The 23648-nt window shown below is 52.2% G+C and carries 18 protein-coding genes; 13 read left to right on the forward strand and 5 right to left on the reverse strand.

Annotated elements, in window-relative coordinates:
• Positions 1-98: 98 nt before the first annotated feature.
• The 3 genes from nfrB to GW590_RS16225 are packed head-to-tail and all read left to right on the forward strand — an operon-like array spanning position 99 to position 6276.
• Positions 99-2327 carry a cyclic di-3',5'-guanylate-activated glycosyltransferase NfrB gene (nfrB, locus tag GW590_RS16215; protein ID WP_169404096.1) on the forward strand — a complete coding sequence of 743 codons (2229 nt, stop codon included), beginning with the start codon at positions 99-101 and terminating at the stop codon, positions 2325-2327.
• Complete coding sequence (locus GW590_RS16220) at positions 2324-5377, forward strand: NfrA family protein (RefSeq protein ID WP_169404097.1); 3054 nt, start codon at positions 2324-2326, stop codon at positions 5375-5377. Before nfrB ends, GW590_RS16220 begins: the two co-directional genes overlap by 4 nt.
• On the forward strand, positions 5377-6276 hold the full coding sequence (locus tag GW590_RS16225; protein ID WP_169404098.1) for a DUF4434 domain-containing protein: 900 nt from the start codon (positions 5377-5379) through the stop codon (positions 6274-6276). Before GW590_RS16220 ends, GW590_RS16225 begins: the two co-directional genes overlap by 1 nt.
• On the opposite strand, the gene GW590_RS16230 is transcribed toward GW590_RS16225, so the two are convergent.
• Entirely contained in the window at positions 6273-6779 is a 507-nt protein-coding gene (locus tag GW590_RS16230) for a GNAT family N-acetyltransferase (protein ID WP_169404099.1), read from the reverse strand. The two genes, GW590_RS16225 and GW590_RS16230, sit on opposite strands and share 4 nt — an antisense overlap.
• 399 nt (positions 6780-7178) lie before the next feature.
• On the opposite strand from GW590_RS16230, the gene GW590_RS16235 reads away from it, so the two are divergent.
• The 4 genes from GW590_RS16235 to gntR all read left to right on the forward strand — a co-directional run bounded on the left by GW590_RS16235 (position 7179) and on the right by gntR (position 10715).
• Entirely contained in the window at positions 7179-7874 is a 696-nt protein-coding gene (locus GW590_RS16235; RefSeq protein WP_169404100.1) for a pirin family protein, read from the forward strand.
• 300 nt (positions 7875-8174) lie between these two features.
• Complete coding sequence (locus tag GW590_RS16240; RefSeq protein WP_169404101.1) at positions 8175-8588, forward strand: DUF3757 domain-containing protein; 414 nt, start codon at positions 8175-8177, stop codon at positions 8586-8588.
• A 309-nt stretch (positions 8589-8897) separates the two neighbouring features.
• Positions 8898-9470 (forward strand): Ail/Lom family outer membrane beta-barrel protein, encoded by a 573-nt coding sequence (locus GW590_RS16245; protein WP_169404102.1) that lies wholly within the window; start codon positions 8898-8900, stop codon positions 9468-9470.
• 249 nt (positions 9471-9719) lie between these two features.
• A complete protein-coding gene (gene gntR, locus GW590_RS16250; protein ID WP_169404103.1) occupies positions 9720-10715 on the forward strand; it encodes a gluconate operon transcriptional repressor GntR in 996 nt (331 codons plus the stop codon).
• 19 nt (positions 10716-10734) lie between these two features.
• On the opposite strand, the gene GW590_RS16255 is transcribed toward gntR, so the two are convergent.
• Positions 10735-11268, reverse strand: coding sequence for a gluconokinase (locus tag GW590_RS16255; RefSeq protein WP_169404104.1), 534 nt, complete (start codon positions 11266-11268; stop codon positions 10735-10737).
• 245 nt (positions 11269-11513) lie between these two features.
• Between GW590_RS16255 and gntT the strand changes: the two genes are divergently transcribed.
• Both gntT and GW590_RS16265 read left to right on the forward strand, forming a co-directional pair.
• A complete protein-coding gene (gene gntT, locus GW590_RS16260; protein ID WP_169404105.1) occupies positions 11514-12830 on the forward strand; it encodes a gluconate transporter in 1317 nt (438 codons plus the stop codon).
• A 146-nt stretch (positions 12831-12976) separates the two neighbouring features.
• Positions 12977-14161 (forward strand): NupC/NupG family nucleoside CNT transporter, encoded by a 1185-nt coding sequence (locus GW590_RS16265; RefSeq protein ID WP_169404106.1) that lies wholly within the window; start codon positions 12977-12979, stop codon positions 14159-14161.
• Positions 14162-14203: 42 nt separating this feature from the next.
• Here the strand turns inward: GW590_RS16265 and GW590_RS16270 are convergent, their stop codons facing one another.
• Positions 14204-14671 (reverse strand): DUF3574 domain-containing protein, encoded by a 468-nt coding sequence (locus tag GW590_RS16270; protein ID WP_169404107.1) that lies wholly within the window; start codon positions 14669-14671, stop codon positions 14204-14206.
• Positions 14672-15017: 346 nt separating this feature from the next.
• Here GW590_RS16270 and rhaT point away from each other — a divergent pair, with 346 nt between their 5' ends.
• Positions 15018-16052 (forward strand): L-rhamnose/proton symporter RhaT, encoded by a 1035-nt coding sequence (rhaT, locus tag GW590_RS16275; protein ID WP_169404108.1) that lies wholly within the window; start codon positions 15018-15020, stop codon positions 16050-16052.
• 19 nt (positions 16053-16071) lie between these two features.
• Here rhaT and rhaS read toward each other — a convergent pair whose 3' ends face one another.
• On the reverse strand, positions 16072-16896 hold the full coding sequence (gene rhaS / locus GW590_RS16280; RefSeq protein WP_169404198.1) for an HTH-type transcriptional activator RhaS: 825 nt from the start codon (positions 16894-16896) through the stop codon (positions 16072-16074).
• A 173-nt stretch (positions 16897-17069) separates the two neighbouring features.
• Positions 17070-17663, reverse strand: a complete 594-nt coding sequence (locus GW590_RS16285; protein ID WP_169404109.1) for a YhgN family NAAT transporter — start codon at positions 17661-17663, stop codon at positions 17070-17072.
• 255 nt (positions 17664-17918) lie between these two features.
• Between GW590_RS16285 and asd the strand changes: the two genes are divergently transcribed.
• From asd to glgX, 3 genes are all read left to right on the forward strand, one after another.
• Positions 17919-19022 carry an aspartate-semialdehyde dehydrogenase gene (asd, locus tag GW590_RS16290; RefSeq protein WP_169404110.1) on the forward strand — a complete coding sequence of 368 codons (1104 nt, stop codon included), beginning with the start codon at positions 17919-17921 and terminating at the stop codon, positions 19020-19022.
• Positions 19023-19466: 444 nt separating this feature from the next.
• Positions 19467-21653: a 1,4-alpha-glucan branching protein GlgB gene (glgB, locus tag GW590_RS16295; protein WP_169404111.1), complete on the forward strand. Its 2187-nt coding sequence runs from the start codon at positions 19467-19469 to the stop codon at positions 21651-21653.
• Positions 21653-23644: a glycogen debranching protein GlgX gene (gene glgX, locus GW590_RS16300; RefSeq protein ID WP_169404112.1), complete on the forward strand. Its 1992-nt coding sequence runs from the start codon at positions 21653-21655 to the stop codon at positions 23642-23644. The genes glgB and glgX overlap by 1 nt, the downstream gene beginning before the upstream one ends.
• Positions 23645-23648 lie beyond the last annotated feature (4 nt).

A 23648-nucleotide genomic window follows, 5' to 3' on the forward strand; every position in this document is an offset into this window, starting at 1 on the left:
TCAGCGGTGCCCCGACCACTGACTAAAAATATAAAAATTTCAATATCAGGTCTTAAAACCTGGTATTTCGACCCTGTATCATCTGAGTAGGGTATTTCATGTGGCCGACTATTGATTTATTCACTTCTTACCTCTTTGGGCTGAAGTACATCGCGATTGTACTTTCCGTAATGATGTTGATAAGCGGAATTGATGATTTGTTTATCGATATCATCTACTGGTGCCGCCGTGTCTGGCGAACCATGACCGTCTATCAGCGACACGCGCACCTCGATCATCAGGCGCTGTACCAGCCTGAGGAAAAACCGTTGGCCATTATGATCCCCGCCTGGCATGAAACCGGGGTGATCGGGCCGATGGCAGAACTGGCGGCATCCACTCTCGACTATGAAAACTATCATATCTTTGTCGGCACTTATCCCAACGATCCTGATACCCAGCATGATGTTGACGAGGTCTGCGCCCGCTTTCCCAATGTGCACAAGGTGGTCTGTGCCCGTCCCGGCCCAACCAGCAAAGCCGATTGCCTGAATAACGTTCTCGACGCTATTTTGCAGTTTGAGCGCAGTGCCAATTTCACCTTCGATGGCTTTATTTTGCACGATGCCGAAGATGTTATTTCCAAAATGGAGCTGCGGCTGTTCAATTATCTGGTCGCCCGCAAGGATCTGATTCAGATACCGGTTTACCCCTTTGAGCGTAACTGGAAAAATTTTACCAGTCTTAGCTATATCGACGAGTTTGCCGAACTGCATGGCAAAGATGTCCCGGTGAGAGAGGCCATCGCCGGGCAGGTCCCCAGTGCCGGGGTTGGCACCTGTTTCAGTCGTCGCGCCATTTTGGCGTTATTGGCGGACGGTGATGGTATTGCCTTTGACGTACAAAGTTTGACGGAAGATTACGATATTGGATTCCGTCTGAAGAAAAAGGGGATGTCAGAGATCTTTGTGCGTTTCCCGGTAATGCCGGATGCGCCCAACCAAAAAATGGCGCTGGGGCAAAACGCCCGCGCTTTAAATGTTATCTGTGTGCGTGAGTATTTTCCGGATACTGTCAGCACCGCTGTGCGACAAAAATCCCGTTGGGTTATCGGCATCGTATTCCAGGGGTTTAAAACCCATAAATGGAGCGACAATATGGCGCTGAATTATTTTCTGTGGCGCGATCGCAAAGGGGCGATGACCAACTTTTTAAGCTTTGGCGCCATGTTGTTAATGATTCAATTGGTGCTACTGCAAATCTATCAGTACCTGTGGGACGATCCCTGGTATTTCCTGTCGATTTTCTCTGGCGGTCCCTGGCTGGTCACCCTGCTGTGGATTAACTTCTGCCTGATGATTAACCGTATTGTGCAACGCATTATCTTTGTGACTGCCTACTATGGGCTGGCGCAGGGACTGCTGTCGGTTGTTCGCCTGTTTTGGGGCAATCTGATTAATTTTATGGCCAACTGGCGCGCCATTCGCCAGGTGATTCAACATGGTGACCCACGTCGTGTCGCCTGGGATAAAACCACTCATGATTTCCCTGCCGTTGACGATGTCAACCGTGCCAGAAGGCCGCTCGGGCAAATATTGGTGGCTCAAAACGCCCTCACCCCGCAAGGGCTGGAACAGGCATTAAGCCATCCGATCCAGGGGCTGAAACTCGGTGGCATGCTGGTCTATACCGGCGTGATCACCCCCTGGCAGCTGGCGCAGGGTGTGGCCGAACAAAGCAACGTCGAAGCCGAAGAGCTGGACGCCTGGCAGCTTGACCCGGCATTGATTGCGCGCATTCCTGCCGATGTTGCCCTGCATTATGCCATCCTGCCACTGCGTGAAGAGCACGGCCAGTTGGTGTTGGCATCCGAAAGCGATATCGATCCCGTCTCTCTGGCCGCCATTGGTCGCAAGCTGATTTGCGGCGTGCGCTATGTCATTGTGCCGCGTGGACAGGTCGTTGTCGGGTTGCGTCATTGGTATCTCGACCAGACGGAAAGTAAACATCGCCAACAGTTGGATCAGGCGATCCTCTGTGGTTTTCTCGATCAGCGCAAAGCCGAAGAGCTATGGCGTTTCTATACCTCGCGGCAGTTTCTGTTTGCCGAAGTGTTGCTCTCGCTGGGTGATATTGGCAACGCGGCGATGAAGTCGATTTTACTGCGCTTTGAACGTAGCCAGGGCTCGCTGGGCGAGTTTCTGGTGGCACAGTCGATTATCAGTTCTGCCACTCTGGACAGGGCTCTCGATCTGCAGCAAAAGTTACAGGTGACGATGGATGACGTGCTGCAGGCGGGCGGGTTGACGAAAATGCAGTTGACCCAGTTAAAAGGAAGTACGCTATGAATGCCAGACCGTTGCGTCTGAAAGCAAGTACCCTGGGATTACGTGCCATTACCCTTACTTCGCTGCTGATGGTGCCATTTTCGCCCCTTAAAGCCGCTCCTGCCGATGATCTTGGGCTAAGTGAATATCGCACTTTCCTGGTATACCCGCATATTGAAAAAGCCATGCAAGCGATGAAAACGGAAAATCGCGAGGTGGCGTTGTCCGAATTTTTACGTGCCCATCAACTGGTGCCGGATAATCCGCAGATCAGCATCTATCTGGCCGAGGCCTATCGCCACTTTGGTGATGCCGATAACGCCCGGCAGGTGCTGGAGACGCAAAGCAAACTGACACCGGATAACGCCCGCGTGCGTGACGCACTAAGCGCCATCCCGATCCGCGTGGATAACCTCAGTGCCTTGCACCAGTTGGATGTTGCCTGTCAGGCGCACCCCAATGATATTTGTTTGAGCAACGTCGGCGATCATGCGCTGTTGTTCGATCAGTTTAATCTGGCGATTAGCCAGTTGGACAACGGCAGTTTTGCCGTTTCGCAAGCGGGGATGGACCTGCGACGCTCGATTATTCAACGGGCAATCGGCAGCCAACACTGGCGAATTGCCGATCAGCAGTTTGCGCAGCTGAGCCAGCAAACGCGGCTCAAAGAGAGCGAAAACGACCAGTGGTTCGGCCTGTTGATCGCCCAGCATGACGATCAACGCCTTAACGAGTTACAAAACCAGGGGCGTCTTAATAAGCCTGTGTATCAGCTGATCCTGGCGCAAAATTTAGCCAGTCGGGCAGAAAAACAGCGTCTTGCGGAGTATCTGGCTGCGCGTGAAAACAGCAATCAGCCGCAATTTTCCTCGCCGGAACAGGAGCGCGACTGGCTCTATTTATTGGCGACAGGGGCCAAAACGCCAGCGGCGGCCCTGGCAGCCTATCCTCTGCAGTTTGCCGAGAATCGCAGCTATGTGGCGGAGAATCAATTACCCGCTTTATTGGCCCGACATGATGACGCAGGCGTAGCCCGGCTGTTGGCGCAATTACCGGCCGATGAAAAATTGCCACTGCGCATGGCAATTAGCGTACGTCAGGGGGATAGCAAGCAGGCGGTGGCCATCGCCAACCGTTTAATGGCGGCACAGCCCCATGACTGGTTACTGCTCGACAGCCTGAGTTATCAGTTGCTTGCCCTGCAACAACCCGCAGCAGCGGCGCAATTGCTGATCGACGGCTGGTCATATGCCGGTGCTTCCGAACCATTGAGGTTGCGTTTGATCGACCGTCTCGGCGCGATACTGCACGAGCATCCCGACTTGCTGACGGCCGCCCGCGCCGCCCGCTTGCGTCAGCCGTTACCCACTGCAGCCTTGCGTACAGCCCAGGCCAATTTGTTGAGCCAATCCGGGAGCGACTGTCAGCAAACCTTATCACTGCTCAGTGACTTTAGCTCCTCTTACGATGCGACGGCCTGGGCGCGTATTGCCCGCTGTTATCAGACTTCATCACCAGGTATGGCGCTTTATGCCTGGCAGCAGGCAGTTGCCCGCGACAGCAGCGATATGATGCTGCGCGGGCTTGCCTATCAAGCCTATGCTGTCGAGGATTATGCCGCCGCCGTGGCTGCCTGGCAGCGTCTACCGGCCGAACGGCTGACCGCCGAAGATGCATTGGCGGCGGCAAACAGTGCGCTGGCGGCGCAGAACTGGCCACAGCTTGCCGTTTGGCTGAACGATTTACGTCGTCTGCATGCGGCACAGGGCGAAAATTATTTCTGGCTGGAAGCCCAATGGCAAAATCATCAGGGAAACAGCGCTGCAGCCTTGCGGGCGTTGGATCAGGCCATTGCCGCGCAACCTTCCTCGCGCGCCTGGGCGTTAAAAGGTCAGTTGCTGCTGGCACAGGGTCAGCAACCGGCCGGCATTGCCGCCTTGCGTCAGGCTGCAACGCTGGCACCGCAGGATGCTTCTGCCCATGCGGCGCTGGGGTTCGCGCTGTTTAACGCTGGACAGTTTACGCCAGCCCGACAGGAATTGACGCTGGCTAACCGGGCCACGCCGGATGATGAAAATCTGGTTCGGCAGTTGGTTTATGTTAATCAGCGACTGTCTGACGGTGGGCAAACCCGGCGCTATAGCCGCCAGGCGATAGATATGATCGACAATGCCGCCGGTACGCAGCCGCTGAGCAGGGCTGCGGCCGATACGCGCTTTTCGCTACGTCGCATCCATGAAGACAGCGCACGCCGCTGGACCTTTACCTTTGACGGCTGGACAGGCACTGACTCAGGCTCTGCGCCCCGCAGCACGACCTCGCCGGCCAGCGGCAGCGCACAGCAAAACTCGCGCAGCTATGGCCAGTTTGAGGGGCAATATAAAATCGGTGATAACCAACTGCGAGAAGGGGATACGCTGGCGGCCTACGGACGACTTTTTGCCGGAGGCAGTCATAGCGGCGAGGACAACAGCGGTATTGGCAGTGGCAACTGGCCGATCTACGCGCCGATGGCCGGGGTAGGTCTGCGCTGGAAACCGTTGCACGATCAGGTGTTTTATCTGGCGGCAGAAGAACAGGTTCCACTGGATCATCACCGTGGTCGGGTCGATACCCTATTGCGCGCCAGTGCCTCGTTTTTTAATAGTGGGCGCTATAGCGATGAATGGCATGCCAACGGCCGCGGCTGGATGGCGCAAAATCTCTATCTGGATGCCGGACATTACCTGAAGAATAACCAGGAAAACTATACCGCCGATTATCGTCTTAGCTGGCATCAGAAAGTCCATGAAGGGCAAACACTGGAGCCTTACAGCCATATTCAGGGTAATGCCGAACTGGTCTCGGATTCGCTGTCAGATCGCACGCAGTGGGATCAATACAGTAGCGATCTGCTGGGGGGGGTCGGTATGCGTTACAACCTGTGGCTCGGTCAGACGCACTATAATGCCTGGCCGCATAAAATCAGCTTTGGCCTCGAATATCAGTATGTCTTTACTCAGCGCCAGTCGCAGACCAACGGCCTGGATTACCGCGATAGCGTGATATTTACTTTGGGAGGGCGCTGGTAATGGCGGCTACTTTTCGTCTGCTGACGGCATTGCTGTTGCTTTGCCCGCTGTGGGCACAGGCGTTTAACGCCGTGATCTGGCAACCGCAACTGCGTGACCAACAAATTTCTGCCAGCCAATGGCAACAATTAATGCAACGTTTACCGGCGCAAGGCATTGATACCCTGGTGTTGCAATGGAGCCAGTACGGCGATGCCTTTAGCCAGAACGCCGATCGGCAATGGTTGCAGGCGCGAGCCAAAGCCGCCCGTGCTGCCGGATTACGGTTGGTGATCGGTCTGTATGCCGATCCCGAGTTCTTTGAGCGGCAAAAACAGCCGGATGCGGCAGTCAGCGGCTATTTCAACCGCCTGCGCGCCCACGATCGTCAACTTGCCGCCCAGTGGCTTAAGGCGCTGGGTGGGCAGTCGATTAGCGGCTGGTATCTCAGTGCTGAAATTGACGATTTGCGCTGGCGTACACCGCAGTCGCAACAAACATTATTGCAATGGCTGCGGCAAAGTCGCGCCGATCTTAAGCAAATCGCCGACAAGCCGCTGGCGGTCAGCAGCTTTTTTGCCGGCAATATGTCGCCAGAAGATTATCACCAACTGCTACAAACTCTGAGCGGCAGCGGAGTGAAAGTCTGGGTTCAGGATGGTGCCGGGGTAGCGCGTCTCGATCCCGCTGTTCGTCAGCATTATCTTGACCCTCTGCTGCATTGCCCTTCTCCTACCGCAGCGGGGGTGATTTACGAGCGTTTTCGCCCGCGCGCCGATGGCAAGGGGTTTCAGCCATTGGCCGCAGCCGAGGGGGATAAAACAGCAATATTGCCAGCCGCCGCTACCGGCTGCGCTGGCGATAGCCTTGTCTTTGAATTGCGTTATTTGCCGCTATCCAGAGGGATTATGGCCTATTAGATGACAGGCAGAGGCCGTACTCTGCCCATATGATGCACCGCCACCAGTTGTCCATTACGCATGGCAAATCCCTCGGCGGTGCCTTCAATCACAAAACCCAGTTTTTTATAAAGCGCCAGCGCCGCCAGGTTATCAACATAGACCGTCAGCTCGACCCGGCTGACGTTGAGCCAGTCGTCGCACATCGCCAGTACCGCCGCCAACAATTTACTGCCCACCCCTTGCTGATGAAAGTCGGGATGCACGCCCATACCAAAGGTGGCGACGTGCCGTCGACGCGGAGTGGGGTTGATATGCAGGGTGATCTGACCTACTACCCGTTCGCCAAAGCAGGCGACCAGGTTGTAGGTGCCCGGCTGAATATCCGCAATGCGTTTTTGCCACAACCCGGCGGCAGGATAAGGGAGCTGTAGCGTATCGCTGTAAACCTGGTACTGACTGTAAAGCTGCTGCAACTGCCGGTAGTCCTCTGGTTCAACATGGCGGATCTCGATCTGACTCATATAACGCTCCCTGTGCGCGGTTAGTTAACTTCCTAATTTAACGCGCTATCACCGGGAGTCAATTTGCGGGTTACTGAAAAAAACACTTTACAAGTGCGAATGATAATGATTATTATTGCCATGCACTCCGGGGATGACTATTCATCGTAGTCAAACGGGTCTCCGGAAGGCACGACATTGCTCACATTGCTTCCAGTATTACTTTAGCCAGCCGGGTGCTGGCTTTTTTTTATCTTTTTTTCATTGCTGCACTGATTTTCCAGCCGTTTTATTCCTGCAAATCCTTTGCATTAGCGCTCGATAACTTGTTCAATTTTTTTGAGTAGAGGGGTTAACTTTTTACGCTTTCTTATTCTCTGGCGTTGACTAGACTAAAGAAAACATTGAGGAGAGTTGAACATGATCTACTTACGCAAAGCACAAGACCGCGGTCACGCTAACCATGGTTGGCTGGATAGCTGGCATACATTCTCTTTTGCCGATTATTACGATCCGAACTTTATGGGCTTTTCGGCCCTGCGAGTGATTAATGAAGATGTGATCGATGCCGGTCAGGGTTTTGGCACCCATCCGCATAAAGATATGGAAATTTTGACCTATGTGTTGTCGGGGACGGTTGAACACCAGGACAGCATGGGTAACAAAGAGCAGATCCAGGCCGGTGAGTTTCAGATTATGAGTGCCGGGACCGGGGTAAAACACTCTGAATATAACGGTAATAAAGATCGCCCGCTGCACCTGTATCAGATCTGGATTATTCCTGATACCAAAGGGCTGGAACCTCGCTATGAGCAACGCATTTTTGATGCGCCACAGGGCCGCCAACTGGTATTGTCGCCGGATGCCCGCGAGGGGTCACTGAAGGTCTTCCAGGATATGGAGCTTTCCCGCTGGGCGTTGCAACAGGGTGAAGAGAGCCAATACAGCATTGCGGCCAATCGCCGTGTGTGGATCCAGGTGGTTAAAGGCAATCTGAGCATCAATGGTCAGACAGTCACTACCAGCGATGCGTTGGCTATCTGGGATGAAACGGCGCTGACCCTGCATGCTGCAGAAGACAGCGAAATTCTGCTGTTTGATTTGCCGCCGGTATAAGTTGCTGGTTTTGCCAATATCAGGGCGACGCGAGTCGCCCTTTTTTATGGGATGAAAGGGGCGTTGACTCTATTTGCCGATTTCTTTGCTGGTGGGAACCTCCGTGCCTGTAACCAGTTGAACTTATATTGACGATCGCTGGTGTACCATTATTTTGTGCATTAAACGCTAATAGATTAAATAAATAGCCACTGTAAATACTACAGGGGACGGCGTGCACATACTTTATAATTTATGAAGAATTTTTTCTGTCGTTAAAAATCCTTCTTATTTAATATTAATTAAAGTGTGGAGTATTCTATGAATAAAACAACAAGCTTTATTTTATTAACGGTGCTGTTATCCCCTGCGGTGTGGGCGGCCAGCTGTCCGTCGGTAACTTCCGTGCAGAAAGGCTGTGATGAGGGCGACTGTAAAAAAATATCTTTTGAAGATGAAAACGGCAAGTGGGCAGGCAGCCAGAGTGGGCTGATCTCACGTGATATTAATCATTTTTTACAAGCGACACGCGTAAAAATGTATGGTGGAGAGGGCATTAACTGTACTTATAAAACTCAGGGCGATGGCCGGGTGAATATTTCCTTTCTCGGTAAAGAAGATAAGTTGTATTCTTTTAAACTCTCCGATAAATGGCTTGATCAGCAGGATGATATCGCTATTTGTACCGCTACGTCCCACACCCACTGCAGCTTTGAGCCGAAGATAGCAGAATAACTTTTTTCGGATGAGTATGGCCTTGCGCCACGGACTATTGCGGGGTGTTTGGCCATGTTCCGGATGCACTATCATATAAAGTAGCGTCAGCTTGTCAGTTGAACTATTGATACCCTTTCCTGTTTGTTTTATTTATTTCAATGAAATGGCCGTTGTTATTTTGTTTACTTCTCGGCAGAGGAAATGGTTTTAATTTTATTTTCTCATGCTAGAGTGTTCCCTCTGGATACCTTAATGGCTATCCGGAACTCATTTATTTATTTAATTCTCGTCTGGACTAGACGGGGTGCGATACTTTATGGATGATTTATGAAAAAACTGACTGCATTTGCTCTGCTTATTGGTTCAATCACTTTATCGCCTCTGGCGATCGCCAGTAACTCGACGGTGAGTTTGGGCTATGCTCACAGCGATATAAAGGATGTGTCGGGTATTAATGGCATCAATATGAAATATCGCTATGAGTGGGACTCGCCACTGAGCATCATAAGTTCACTGACTTATATGTCAGGAAGCAAAGACTTTTTCGATAGCACTAGCACCTATAACTACCGTACCACAGAAAATTTTAAATATTATTCATTGAGCGCCGGCCCTGCCTATCGTATTAATCAGTATGTCAGTTTATACGGTCTGATTGGGTTAAATTATAATAAAGTGGATGCCAATTTTGTGCAGTCTGGCAAAGGGAATAATTCCACTACCCTTTATCAGCAAAACTTCAATATGAGAAAAACATCCGTAATGTATGGTTTTGGGGTACAGGTTAATCCGACGAAAAACCTGATGCTGGATCTGGGCTATGAAGGCTCACGTATTAAAGATGACTTTAAAAGCTACCACATTAATGGCTTTAATATCGGTGTAGGTTACCGTTTTTAATCCCCCGTTTCGCCCGGCTGATGTTGGGCGAACCTTTGGCCAGGCAAACGAGATCGGGCTAAATCTCATCGGCATATAAAAAACGGGCTAAATTGTTTCCATCTCAGCTTTTAATGACCGAATTGGCAGAAATGATATCGCAGGTCGCACTTTGCCCAGCTATTTAGCGCATGGATACTGTTTTTGTGCCAAATGAGGGCATTTTTTGCTAAAATTTCTGCTTGTTCCCTTGATCCCAGTTCATTGAAAATGAAGAAAAAAAGGCCAGTACTTCAGGACGTCGCCGACCGGGTGGGTGTCACCAAAATGACGGTAAGCCGTTATTTACGCAATCCGGGACAGGTTTCGCTGCTGTTGCAGGAGAAAATTTCTGCTGCACTGGATGAACTGGGCTATATCCCCAACCGCGCGCCGGATATCCTTTCAAACGCCAAAAGCCGTGCCATTGGCGTGTTGCTGCCGTCATTAACCAACCAGGTTTTTGCAGAAGTGCTGCGCGGGATTGAGAGCGTTACCGATATTCACGGTTACCAGACCATGCTGGCGCACTATGGTTACAGCGCAGAGCGTGAAGAGCAGCGGCTGACCTCGCTGCTGTCCTACAATATCGATGGACTGATCCTGTCGGAGCGTAATCACTCTGCTCGGACATTAAAGATGATTGAAGTTGCCGGTATCCCGGTGATCGAAATGATGGACTGCGTCTCACCCTGCGTTGATTTGGCGGTAGGGTTTAACAATTTTGAAGCAGCACGGCAGATGACTCAGCAAATTATTGCCCGTGGTCATCGCCACGTGGTGTACTTCGGTGCGCGTCAGGATGAGCGTACGCTGATCAAGCAGCAGGGTTATGAGCAGGCAATGCGGGAGTCAGGTTTGGAGCCTTATAGCGTCATGACAACGCGTTCCTCGAACTATACGTCGGGCGGTGAACTGATGCGTCAGGCGCAGCGTGATTATCCGCAAATGGACAGTATTTTTTGTACCAACGATGACCTGGCGGCCGGGGCATTTTTTGAATGCCTGCGTCAGGGATTGCATATTCCGTCACAGATGGCGATTGCCGGTTTCCACGGCCATGATATGGGCCAGGCTATGGAGCCCAAGCTGGCCAGCGTGCTGACCCCTCGTGAACGCATGGGGCAGATCACCGCCGAGCGGCTGCTGGCGCGGCTGCGCGGCGAAGAAGTCGCGCCCCGAATGGTTGACGTGGGTTTTACCATCTCTCCGGGCGGCAGTATTTAAACCGCCCCGAGATTGTGAATCAAACCTGAGGCTTGATTTTCACATTGGCTTTTTCCAGCGCTGCCACGCAGCGCTTGACCACGCCTTCAACCTGGTGGTCAATATTGACTCGCAGCACATCGGGTTCGTCTTCTGCGGGCTCTTCCAATGCTTCGAACTGGCTTTTCAGCATGTCCGGGGAGAAGAAGTGACCGGAGCGCGCCTGCAAACGTTGCAAAATCACCTCCTCACTGCCTTTCAGATAAAGAAACAGGATGTTTTCATTGCCTTTACGCAAGGCGTCACGATAGCGACGTTTTAGCGCCGAACAGACAATGATGCCGACTTCGTTTTTATGCTCAAGGCTATAAGCCGCGTCGCTCAACCTTTCCAGCCAGGGAGCACGGTCTTCGTCGTTTAACGGATGCCCGCTCGCCATTTTTTGAATATTGGCGCGAGGGTGCAGATCGTCACCGTCAATGAATTTGGCATTAATCGCCCTTGCTACGGCTGCGCCTACGGTAGATTTACCGCTGCCAGACACACCCATCAAAATGATGCTTTGTCCTGCCATAAGTATGATCTCTGTCCCATATTTAGAATATACCCGTCCGGGCGATTCCTTATATTAGCATGTTACCGGTATCATGATACCGGTAACAAATGGAGGTGTGACTAATATCACAAAGGAACCGGAGTAAATTTTAGCGCGGTTTAAGATACAGGCCGATGCTAAACCCGCAAACTTACAAAAGAATATCACTCGCGCAATATCTGCCTGATTTTATCAGTTCGGGTAAATGTGGAAGGGGAAAAGTTATGCCATTAGTTATTGTCGCAGTTGGCGTATTACTGCTGCTGTTACTTATGATCCGATTCAAATTAAATGGTTTTATCGCGCTGATTTTGGTCGCGCTTGCCGTAGGCGTTATGCAGGGCATGCCGGTCGATAAGGTGATCACATCAATTAAAAATGGGGTGGGGGGAACACTCGGCAGTCTGGCGCTGATTATGGGTTTTGGTGCCATGCTGGGCAAACTATTGGCTGACTGTGGTGGTGCACAACGTATTGCCACGACGCTGATTGCCAAATTTGGTAAGCAATATATTCAGTGGGCTCTGGTGATCACCGGCTTTATCGTCGGTTTTGCCTTGTTCTACGAAGTGGGCTTTGTGCTGATGCTGCCGCTGGTGTTCTCCATCGCTGCTTCTGCGCGTCTGCCGCTGCTGTACGTGGGTGTGCCAATGGCTGCGGCCCTGTCGGTGACTCACGGCTTTTTACCACCGCATCCGGGTCCTACCGCCATTGCTACCATCTTCCACGCCGATATGGGCAAGACGCTGCTGTTTGGTGCGATTCTCGGTATTCCAACGGTGATCCTGGCCGGACCGGTCTATGCCCGCTTCCTGAAAGGCATTGATAAACCGGTTCCTGAAGGTCTGTTCAACCCGAAAACCTTTACTGAAGAAGAAATGCCAGGTTTTGGCGTCAGTGTTGCCACTTCGCTGGTACCGGTGATTTTGATGGCATTCCGCGCCATTGCCGAAATGATTTTGCCAAAAGGTCACCCGATCCTCTCCTACGCCGAGTTCTTTGGTGATCCGGTGATGGCTACGCTGATTGCAGTACTGATTGCTATCTTCACCTTTGGTCTTAACCGTGGTCGTAAAATGGATGAAGTGATGGCGACCATCACCGAGTCGATTAAAATCATTGCCATGATGTTGTTAATCATTGGTGGTGGCGGTGCATTCAAACAGGTGCTGGTTGACAGCGGTGTGGATAAGTTTATCGCTCAAATCATGCAAGGCAGTACGCTGTCTCCGATTTTACTGGCCTGGACTATTGCGGCAGTATTGCGTATTGCGCTGGGGTCGGCGACGGTGGCGGCGATCACCGCCGGGGGTATTGCCGCACCGCTGATTGCCTCGACGGGCGCAAGTCCTGAGTTGATGGTTATTGCGGTAGGTTCCGGTAGCGTGATTTTCTCCCACGTTAACGATCCTGGTTTCTGGTTGTTTAAAGAGTATTTTAACCTGACCATTGTCGAAACCATGAAGTCCTGGTCTGTGCTGGAAACTATTATTTCCGTGTGCGGTCTGGTTGGCTGCCTGCTGTTGTCTACGGTGGTATAACCCTGCCTTATCCCGCTCCTGCTTTGGCAGCAGGAGCGGGCATTTCTGTCTGTCCCCCTTTGCAAATAAATGTTCAAGTAAGATGAAAGCGCAAGAAAATTATGGCTCAATGTCGGCCAAATAATTTTTGAGGTGGAATTTTTCTTATGCAGACCATTTTGCATTTTCTTCTGGCACTCGCTGTCATCTTCTTGCTGGCGTTTATTTTCAGTAACGATCGGCAAAAAATTCGTCCGCGTATTATTTTGCAACTGGTGGTGATTGAAGCCCTGCTGGCCTGGTTTTTTCTGCATGCCAGTGGCGGTCTGCGAGTGGTCACTGCGGTGTCGGGATTTTTTGAAAACCTACTGAAGTATGCTGCAACCGGTTCTGACTTTGTGTTTGGCAATATGAGCTCACAGGGGCTGGCGTTTATCTTCCTGGGTGTGCTGTGCCCGATTATTTTTATTTCGGCATTAATCGGTATTTTGCAGCACTTGCGCATTTTACCGCTGCTCATCCGTATTGTCGGCACTGTGTTGTCGAAAGTGAACGGCATGGGCAAACTGGAATCCTTTAACGCCGTCAGTACGCTAATCCTCGGACAGTCGGAAAACTTTATCGCCTATAAAGGTATCCTCGGCGATATCTCTCCCCGCCGTCTGTATTCGATGGCTGCTGCGGCCATGTCGACGGTGTCACTGTCAATTGTCGGTGCCTATATGACCATGCTTGAACCCAAGTATGTGGTAGCGGCGCTGATCCTCAATATGTTCAGCACTTTTATCATTCTGTCGATCATCAATCCAACGCCGGCAGGGGATGAGCCGGATATCAGACTCGATAAATTGCATGAAGAGCAGAGCTTTTTTGAAATGCTGGGTGAATATATTTTGGCTGGTTTCAAGGTGGCGATGATTATTATGGCGATGCTGATTGGCTTTATTGCCATTATCGCTGCGGTGAATGCCCTGTTTACCAGCCTGTTTGGCATCAGTTTTCAGCAAATCCTCGGCTATGTGTTCTATCCCTTTGCCTGGCTGATTGGTATCCCACCCGCCGATGCGCTAAAGGCCGCCAGCATTATGGCCACCAAACTGGTTGCCAATGAATTTGTGGCGATGATTGACCTGAAGAAAATCGCGCTGGAGCTGTCGCCACGCGGATTGGGGATCCTGTCGGTATTTCTGGTTTCCTTTGCCAACTTCGCTTCCATTGGCATTGTGGCAGGGGCCATTAAAGGCTTGAATGAAAAGCAGGGCAATGTGGTCTCGCGGTTTGGCTTAAAGCTGGTGTATGGCTCAACGCTGGTCAGCTTGCTCTCGGCGGCATTTGCCGGTTTGGTGCTCTGATCCTGCGGTAAAAAAGCCCCGGCGTTTACCGCCGGGCCTTGATTAAAAATCAACGCAGGCCGGGTTGTCGACCTGCATAACCGAGTCTTGCTTAAAGCGTTTTTTGTAGATATCACGGATTTCGCCAAGTTTTTTCTGCGCTTCCTGCGTATCGGCGTGGATCAACATCAGAGCTTTACTGTTCTCTTTGATCACCACTCCTTCACTTCTCAGCCATTGACCTTTGGCATCGAAAACGCTGAGACCATCTTTAAAACGCGGCGTGACATCTTTATCAACAAAGGTTTGCCACTCGGCGGCACTTACCGGCGCGGCATCGTGACGGCTTAAGCCAAAGTAGAGAACGCTTTGCGTCATCAGGCTGCCGGTTTTGCAAACCTGCTGCGGTGCGGGTTGCGCTGCCGATTGTTCAGCCTTGGGCGGATAGGGGGCGTTTAATGCGTGAGGCGCGGTGACACAACCGGTGAGCGTCATTGCCACTAAAACAGCAAGCAAAGCGGGGGTCTTCATGGTTCGATTCCTTGTGATGTGCTATCAATAACGGCCATCTTTACTGACGCCGTCTGCGGTCTGTTCCGCTGTCCCCATCATAGAGTCTGGCGACGGGGCGAGGCAATGTTTGTGGTAATGCCTGCTGAAACCCGGCGGCAGAGGCGGAAAAACAGGGGCAAAAGCGCACGAAAACGGTCAGAAAGGGAATTTGTGATCGCCATGGGGGAAATCTCGCCAATTTCGCCAGATTTAGCGATGGGTGGGCAATCAGACTAAGGTTGTGCCTGGTGACAACTCCTTAGACTCCTTCGTATGCAGGAAACCGCTTATTTCCTGTTCGCCTAAACTCTACGAAGGAATAAAAATGAATAACGCAATCCTGTTAGGCATCCTGTGGCACTTTATTGGTGCCACCAGTGCCGCCTGTTTCTATGCCCCGTTTAAGAAGGTCCGCCATTGGTCATGGGAAACCATGTGGTCAGTGGGCGGCATCATGTCCTGGCTGATCCTGCCCTGGACGGTCAGCGCCATGCTGCTGCCGGATTTCTGGAGCTATTACAGCAGCTTTGGCTTGTCGACGTTGTTACCGGTGTTTCTGTTTGGCGCCATGTGGGGCATTGGTAATATCAACTATGGTTTGACCATGCGTTACCTCGGTATGTCGATGGGCATTGGTATTGCCATCGGCGTCACGCTGGTGGTTGGCACCTTGATGACACCGCTATTACAGGGCCGATTTATTGCCTTGTTCAGTTCTCCTGGCGGACGCATGACGTTGCTTGGCGTATTGGTGGCGTTGATCGGTGTGGCGATTGTCTCCCGCGCGGGGCTAATGAAGGAGCGCGCGCTCGGTGTGCGTGCCCAGGAGTTCAACCTGAAAAAAGGGCTGTTGCTGGCGGTGATGTGCGGGATTTTCTCTGCCGGTATGTCTTTTGCCATGGATGCGGCCAAACCGATGCACCAGGCGGCGGCCGAGCTGGGTATTAATCCGTTGTATGTGGCTTTACCCAGCTATGTGGTGATTATGGGCGGCGGTGCCATTGTTAATCTGGCCTACTGCTTTATCCGCCTGGCGGCTAAAAAAGAGTTGTCGGTAAAGGCCGATTTCTCGGTGGCCAAACCTTTGCTGCTCGCTAACGTGGCTTTTTCACTGCTGGGCGGTGCCATGTGGTATTTCCAGTTTTTCTTCTACGCCTGGGGTCATGCCAATATTCCCGCGCAGTATGATTTTATCAGTTGGATGCTGCATATGAGTTTCTACGTGTTGTGCGGCGGGCTGGTGGGGCTGATTATGAAAGAGTGGAAAAATGTCGGCCATCGCCCGGTCAGCGTTCTCAGCGTTGGCTGTCTGGTGATCGTGATGGCGGCAAATATTGTCGGCCTGGGTATGGCTTCATAATATGGCGGCGGCTGGCGGTTTAATTCATATGTTGACGCACATTGCGTGGCGCGTAACCAAATTCGCGTTTAAACAGCGTCGAGAAATGATTACTGTCGCCAAAGCCGCACTGAAAGGCGATATCGGTAATACGCATATCGCTATGACGCAGCAAATGGCGCGAATGCAGTAGCCGCACCCGGTTAAGGTAACGCTGCGGGGCATTGCCCGTTTGCTGTTTCATTTGACGATGCAGGGTACGCAGCGAAAGTGAAAAACGGTTGGCCAGTTCGTCCCAGTCAATTTCTTCACTGTAGTGATCGTTTAGCCAGTCGAGCAAGTGCCGTAACCGACTTTCCTGACTGTTGTCCTGTTGCATGCTGCATCCCTGACGTAATAGCACCAGCAGTTGCATAAAACGCAGTTCCTGCTCGGCCTGCTGCTGTAGCGAAAAGGTGGGCGAGCCGGGTGGCAGCTGTGCGATCAGCGCTTTGGCCTGGGTCATCAGCGTATTGTTGATACGCCACAGGGCCGGATAATCTCCTTCGCTTTCCTGAGGCAGCAAATCACGCAGACCGCAGAGAAAACGGAAAGCCTCGGGACTGCGGTAAAGCACATTTGTCAGATGCAGATTGTCGGTTTGTTCATAGAGATGGCGGTCATGATCGCGAATAAAACAGACGCAGCCACCGCACAGCGTCTGCGGTTGACCGTTAAAAACATGAATGCCGGTTCCTTGCTCGACCAGCACGATTTCATGAAAATCGTGATGATGTTCAGGAAAGGCACCTTGCGGCGAGCGTGGTTCAACAGCGATTGAAAAACCGCCAGCCGGGAAAAAATCAACGCTATGTAACATCGTCATTTTTAACACCCCATTAAACCCTTCGTTACCGATGGTAGTCATGGTTGTGCCCGCTTACCTTGATTTTTTGACGATGAAATCGGTTTAACGGCGGCGTTTTTTCAAGAAGTAATCAGCAATTATTCAGAAATGCGTCGGGGATCACATCGGCCTGTCCGCGTGTCCCCGGGGGACTAAATTTTTAAATAAGCACGGATACCGTCGAGGAACATCTGCGTGGACAGCATCACCAATACCAGCCCCATCAGCCGTTCCAGCGCACTGACGCCTTTGTCACCCAACAAGCGTAAAAACAGGTTCGACAGCAGCAAAATGGCCATCGATAGCCCCCAGGCAATAAACAGTGCCAGCGTCAGGTGACCAAGCTGGTTGGGATATTGATGCGACAGCAGCATCAGGGTGGCCAGTATTGATGGTCCGGCCACCAGCGGAATGGCCATGGGCACCAAAAAAGGCTCTTCACCGGCAGGCAGACCGCTGCTGTTATTCTCCTGGGAAGGGAAGATCATCTTGATGGCGATCAGAAACAGAATAATGCCGCCGGATATCGACACCGTTTCAGTGCGCAGATTCAGGAAGGAGAGGATCTTCTCCCCGGCGAATAAAAAGATCAGCATCAGAAACAGGGCGATCAGCATTTCACGGATCAATACCACGCGACGGCGCTTGGGATCCAGATGCTTTAATACCGACATAAAAATCGGCAGGTTTCCCAGCGGATCCATAATCAAAAACAACAATACCGTTGCCGAAATCATCTCAGTCATCACTACCTCAAGCTATCCTATTCTCTGTGTGTATTAGCAACGCTGCTAACCAGACGCTCACTATCGATTAAATTCACTTGCCACTTGGCGTACATTTTGTAAGGTAAGAGGCCCGAAGTTCTGATGACTTTGGGTCCGGACCACGCGTTATCAGGGCAACAATCTGCCCGGTCAGCCACTTTAGGGTGGTAAAGTGTGTCAAAGCGGCCTAACGCCGAGCAAATGCAGTTATCACCTCAGGGCAGGACAGTAAATATGAAAAATGTAGGTTTCGTCGGTTGGCGCGGTATGGTCGGTTCTGTACTCATGCAGCGCATGACAGAAGAGCGCGATTTTGACGCCATTCGTCCGGTATTCTTCTCGACTTCGCAACACGGTCAACCGTCACCGGTCTTTGCCGGTCACCAGGGCACCTTGCAAGACGCCTTTGATCTCGATGCGCTGAGTGCTCTGGATATTATTGTTACCTGTCAGGGCGGGGATTATACCAATGAAATCTATCCAAAGCTGCGTGAAATCGGCTGGCAGGGTTACTGGATTGACGCAGCTTCCTCGCTGAGAATGGAAGATGACGCCATTATTATTCTGGATCCGGTTAACAGTGCGGTGATCCATGAAGGTATCAACAAAGGCATCAAGACCTTTGTTGGCGGCAACTGCACGGTCAGCCTGATGCTGATGTCATTGGGCGGCCTGTTTGCCAATGATCTGGTGGAGTGGGCTTCGGTGGCGACCTATCAGGCAGCCTCCGGCGGCGGTGCGCGTCATATGCGTGAGTTGCTGACGCAAATGGGCATGCTGCATAACCATGTGGCCAAAGAGCTACAAGATCCGGCTTCGGCAATTTTGGACATCGAACGTAAAGTCACGGCGTTAACCCGCAGCGGCTCCCTGCCGACCGATAACTTTGGTGTTCCTCTGGCTGGCGGTTTGATCCCGTGGATCGACAAACAGCTGGACAATGGTCAGAGCAAAGAAGAGTGGAAAGGGCAGGCGGAAACCAACAAAATTCTTAATCGTTCGAGCATTATTCCGGTGGATGGTCTCTGCGTGCGCATTGGTGCCCTGCGTTGCCATAGCCAGGCCTTTACCCTGAAACTGAAAAAAGATGTCTCCATTCCAGAAATCGAACAGATGCTGGCGAGCCATAACGAGTGGGTGCGCGTAATCCCTAACGATCGCGACTTGTCGATGCGCGAGCTAACCCCTGCGGCGGTTACCGGTACCATGAACACCCCGGTCGGACGTTTGCGTAAGCTGAATATGGGGCCGGAATATCTTTCTGCCTTTACCGTTGGCGACCAGTTGCTATGGGGTGCTGCTGAACCGCTGCGCCGTATGCTGCGCATTCTGCTGTAAGTCGTTAGCTGATATTTAAAACTGCTTTTTATTTTCACTGCGTCCAGAACGGCTAAGTATGTTAATACTTATGCATTTTCTGGACGTTTTTGTATCTATTACTCTTGCCAAACAACGTTTTTAATGACGTTTCCCTAACGTTTTTTTTCCTTCTTTTTTACCGCTGCTGATCACAAAAAAATTCTTTTAATTCATACCTTGCACTTACAAACCTTTGTCTATGCTTAGTAGAGGCAAGCGGAAGTTTTGAGAAGCTTATTTATAAGATTTTTTAATATTTGTGAGTGTAAGCGCACTCTTTCGCCGGACCTAAGACATATCTTAAAGGTTAAGCTGGCTAGTGGGCTATTTTCAGGATGAATAACGACATGAATGGATATAACGATCGGGCCGACACATTGATTTTGTTGGATTTGTTGATTAATTAATCACAGGATGAACACCATGCCAGTACTTCCCGACCAGCACGTTATTAATCAGATTATCTCCGGTCACTATGCCGATCCATTCTCATTACTGGGAATGCATGATGTCGCCACCGGTTTGGAAGTGCGTGCGCTGTTACCGGATGCCGATCAGGTCTGGGTGATTGATACCCAAAAGCAGCGTCGCGTGGCCGAGTTGCGTCGCTATGATGACCGTGGTTTTTTTGTTGCTCAAATCCCCCGTCGTAAAAAACATTTCCGTTACCAGCTAGAAGTGCGCTGGGGTGAAGTGGTGCATATTATTGATGACCCCTATCGCTTTGGTACTCTGTTGCAGGAGCTGGATATCTGGTTGCTGGCGGAAGGGACACATCTAAGACCTTACGAAAAACTCGGTTCCCATCCGATGACGCTGGATGATGTCGATGGGGTGAGCTTTGCCGTGTGGGCGCCGAATGCCGCGCGAATTTCCGTAGTAGGCGAGTTCAACTTTTGGGATGGTCGCCGCCACCCTATGCGCCGACGACGCGAGAACGGTATTTGGGAGCTGTTTATTCCGGCCGTTCGTGAAGGCCAGTTGTATAAATATGAGATTATCGACTGCCACGGCCAGACCAGTTTACGTGCCGACCCTTACGCCTTTGAAGCTCAAATGCGCCCCGATACCGCTTCGCTGGTACGCAAGTTGCCGGAGAAAGTTGACTACTCGCCGGCGAGAAAAAAGGCCAATGCCCTCAACGCCCCGGTTTCGGTTTATGAGGTGCATCTCGGCTCCTGGCGTCGCCATGCCGACAATAATTTCTGGCTCAGTTATGGCGAACTGGCGCAGCAACTGGTCTCCTACGTCAAATGGATGGGCTTCACCCATATCGAACTGATGCCGATCAATGAACACCCGTTTGACGGCAGCTGGGGCTATCAGCCGCTGGGCATGTATGCCCCAACGCGCCGCTACGGTTCACCCGATGAGTTTAAGGCGTTTGTAGATGCCGCTCATCAGGCAGGACTCAATGTGATCCTTGACTGGGTGCCGGGGCATTTTCCCAGCGACGCCTATGGTCTGGTACAGTTTGACGGCACGGCGCTGTATGAATACGCCGACCCGCGTGAAGGTTACCACCAGGACTGGAATACCCTGATTTACAACTATGGCCGCCATGAAGTACGTAACTATCTGGCTGGCAATGGTTTTTACTGGATAGAACGTTACGGCATCGACGGTCTGCGCGTGGATGCGGTGGCCTCGATGATCTATCGCGATTACAGCCGTAAAGCGGGAGAGTGGATCCCCAATTACTACGGCGGCCGTGAAAATCTCGAAGCGATTGCCTTTCTGCGTTACACCAATCAGACCATTGGCCGCGAGCTGGGCGGGGCGGTGACCCTCGCTGAAGAGTCCACCGACTATCCCGGTGTGACCATGCCGCCGGAGGCTAACGGCCTGGGCTTTCACTATAAGTGGAATATGGGCTGGATGAATGACTCCCTCAGCTATATGCAGCTTGATCCGGTTCATCGCAAATATCACCACAACCTAATGACCTTTGGGGTTCTTTACGCCTATAGCGAGAACTTTATTTTGCCGCTGTCCCACGATGAAGTGGTGCATGGCAAAGGTTCGCTGCTCGACAAAATGCCCGGTGATACCTGGCAGAAATTTGCCAACCTGCGCGCCTATTACGGTTTTATGTGGGCGCATCCCGGCAAAAAGCTGCTGTTTATGGGCGGCGAATTTGCCCAGGGCCGCGAGTGGGATTTTAACGCCAGCCTCGACTGGCACTTACTGGACGAAGCAAATGGTTGGCACAGCGGCGTACAGCATCTGGTGCGCGACCTTAATCACTGTTATCAGCAGCAGTCTGCGCTCTATGAACTGGATTACCACCCGCGGGGCTTTGAGTGGCTGGTGGTGGATGACCATGAGAACTCAATATTTGCCTTTGCCCGCCGTGACGATCATGGCAATGAGCTGATTGTGGTCAGTAACTTTACCCCGGTGCCGCGCTACGGCTATCGCATTGGCGTGGGACGACCAGGTCGCTATCACGAAGTGCTTAATACCGATGCGCATTTTTACCGTGGCAGCAACGTTGGCAACGTCGGTGATGTCTATACCGACGCGCAACCCTGCCACCAGCGAGAACACTCCATTTCGTTGGTGATCCCGCCTCTGGCGACCATTTATCTGCGGCGGGAGGACTGCTAATGCCCCGACTTCAGCCCGGCCATGCGTTGCCATTTGGTGCCCGTTTTGAGGGCAATGGTGTCAACTTTTGTCTGTTTTCTGTCGGTGCTGAAAAGATTGAACTCTGCCTGTTTGATGAGCAGGGCAACGAAACCCGCCACCGTCTGCCGGGCAGGAGCGGCAATCTGTGGCACGGCTTTCTACCGGGTGCCACTGTTGGACAGCGCTACGGTTTTCGCGCTTACGGGCCTTTTGACCCGGCGAAAGGGCAGCGCTTTAATCCACAAAAATTATTGATTGACCCCAGCGCCCGCGAGCTGGAGGGGCAATTGGGCGATGATCCCCGGCTGTGTGGCGGCGTTGACGTCGCCGATGCGGCAGATAGCGCGCCGGTGATGCTCAAATCGCGGGTAAGCCGCGAGGATTTTGACTGGCAAGGGGACGTGCTTCCGGCGATCCCTTGGGGGGAAACGGTAATTTATGAGGCGCATGTTCGCGGCCTGACCCAACAGCATCCCGCCATCCCCGAAGCCTTACGTGGCAGCTATGCCGCCCTGGCCCATCCGACAATGTTGGCCTATTTCAAAAGACTCGGTATTACCGCGCTGGAGTTATTGCCGGTGCAGCAACATGCCGATGAACCGCGACTGCAACGGTTGGGACTGCGTAATTACTGGGGTTACAACGTGGTAGCTCCCTGGGCGCTGGAACCCGCTTATGCCAGCGGTGTTGACGGTGTCAGCGCCCAAAACGAATTTAAAGCGGCGATCAAGGCGCTGCATCAGGCCGGTATCGAAGTGATCCTCGACGTGGTGTTCAATCATACCGCCGAGCTGGATGTTGAGGGGCCGACGCTGGCCCAGCGCGGTTTGGGCAATGGTGCCTGGTATTGGCTCAATCACGATGGTTCGGAAAATAATCTTACCGGCTGCGGTAATGCGCTGCGGCTGGTCGATGACGAACTGGTGGCCTGGACCCTTGCCTGCCTGCATCACTGGCTGGACGATTATCACGTTGACGGTTTTCGTTTTGATCTTGGCACCCTGCTTGGCCGTACGCCTGAGTTTCGTGCCGATGCACCGCTGTTGCAGGCGATCATTACCGACCCAAAACTCAGCGCCTGCAAATTGATCGCTGAACCCTGGGATATCGGCGTAGGAGGCTATCAGTTAGGCCATTTCCCGGCGCCCTTTGCCGAGTGGAGCGACCGCTGGCGCGATGATATGCGGCAGTTCTGGCTGCACGGCAGGCTGTCGTTGGGAACCTTTGCCAGCCGGTTTTCCGCCTCTGCCGACCTGTTTAATCATGCTGGTCGCCTGCCTGCTGCGGCGATCAATATGTTGACGGCGCACGACGGCTTCACCCTGCGCGATCTGGTCAGCTTTAATAACAAACATAACCAGGCCAACGGCGAAAATAATCGCGATGGGCATAGCCAGAACTACAGCCAGAATCACGGCGCAGAAGGTTTGGATGCCTCAGCCGAGGTGATGGCGCAGCGGCGTCTTAGCCAGCGCGCGCTGCTGGCCACCCTGTTGCTGTCCCAGGGCACGCCGATGCTGCTGGCGGGCGATGAGTTTGGCCATACACAACAGGGTAACAACAATGCCTACTGTCAGGACAATGCGCTGACCTGGCTCGACTGGCCGCAGGCAGACGAAGAGTTAACGGATTACGTCAGCCAACTGATCGCGTTGCGCAAACGTATTCCGGCATTGACGCAAAATCGGTGGTGGCAGGGAACGCCAGAAGGAGATGTGCAGTGGTTAGATAGTGCAGCGAAGCCAATGACAATAAAAAGCTGGGAGCAAGGTGAACAGCAGTGCCTGCAAATTCGATTGTCTGACCGCTGGTTGCTGGTGGTCAATGCATCATTACATGACGTTGCTATGGCATTACCAGAGGGTCGCTGGCTTTGCGTTGCGCCTTTTGACAATGAACAGCAAGACGTCAGGGAAGGCTCGCCTTGGCGAGCGACGGCAAAAACGCTCTGTGTACTGGCCAAAGGCTAGCAGA

Source organism: Rouxiella aceris (genome assembly GCF_012933545.1).
In the GTDB taxonomy this organism is placed as follows: Bacteria; Pseudomonadota; Gammaproteobacteria; order Enterobacterales; family Enterobacteriaceae; genus Rouxiella; species Rouxiella aceris.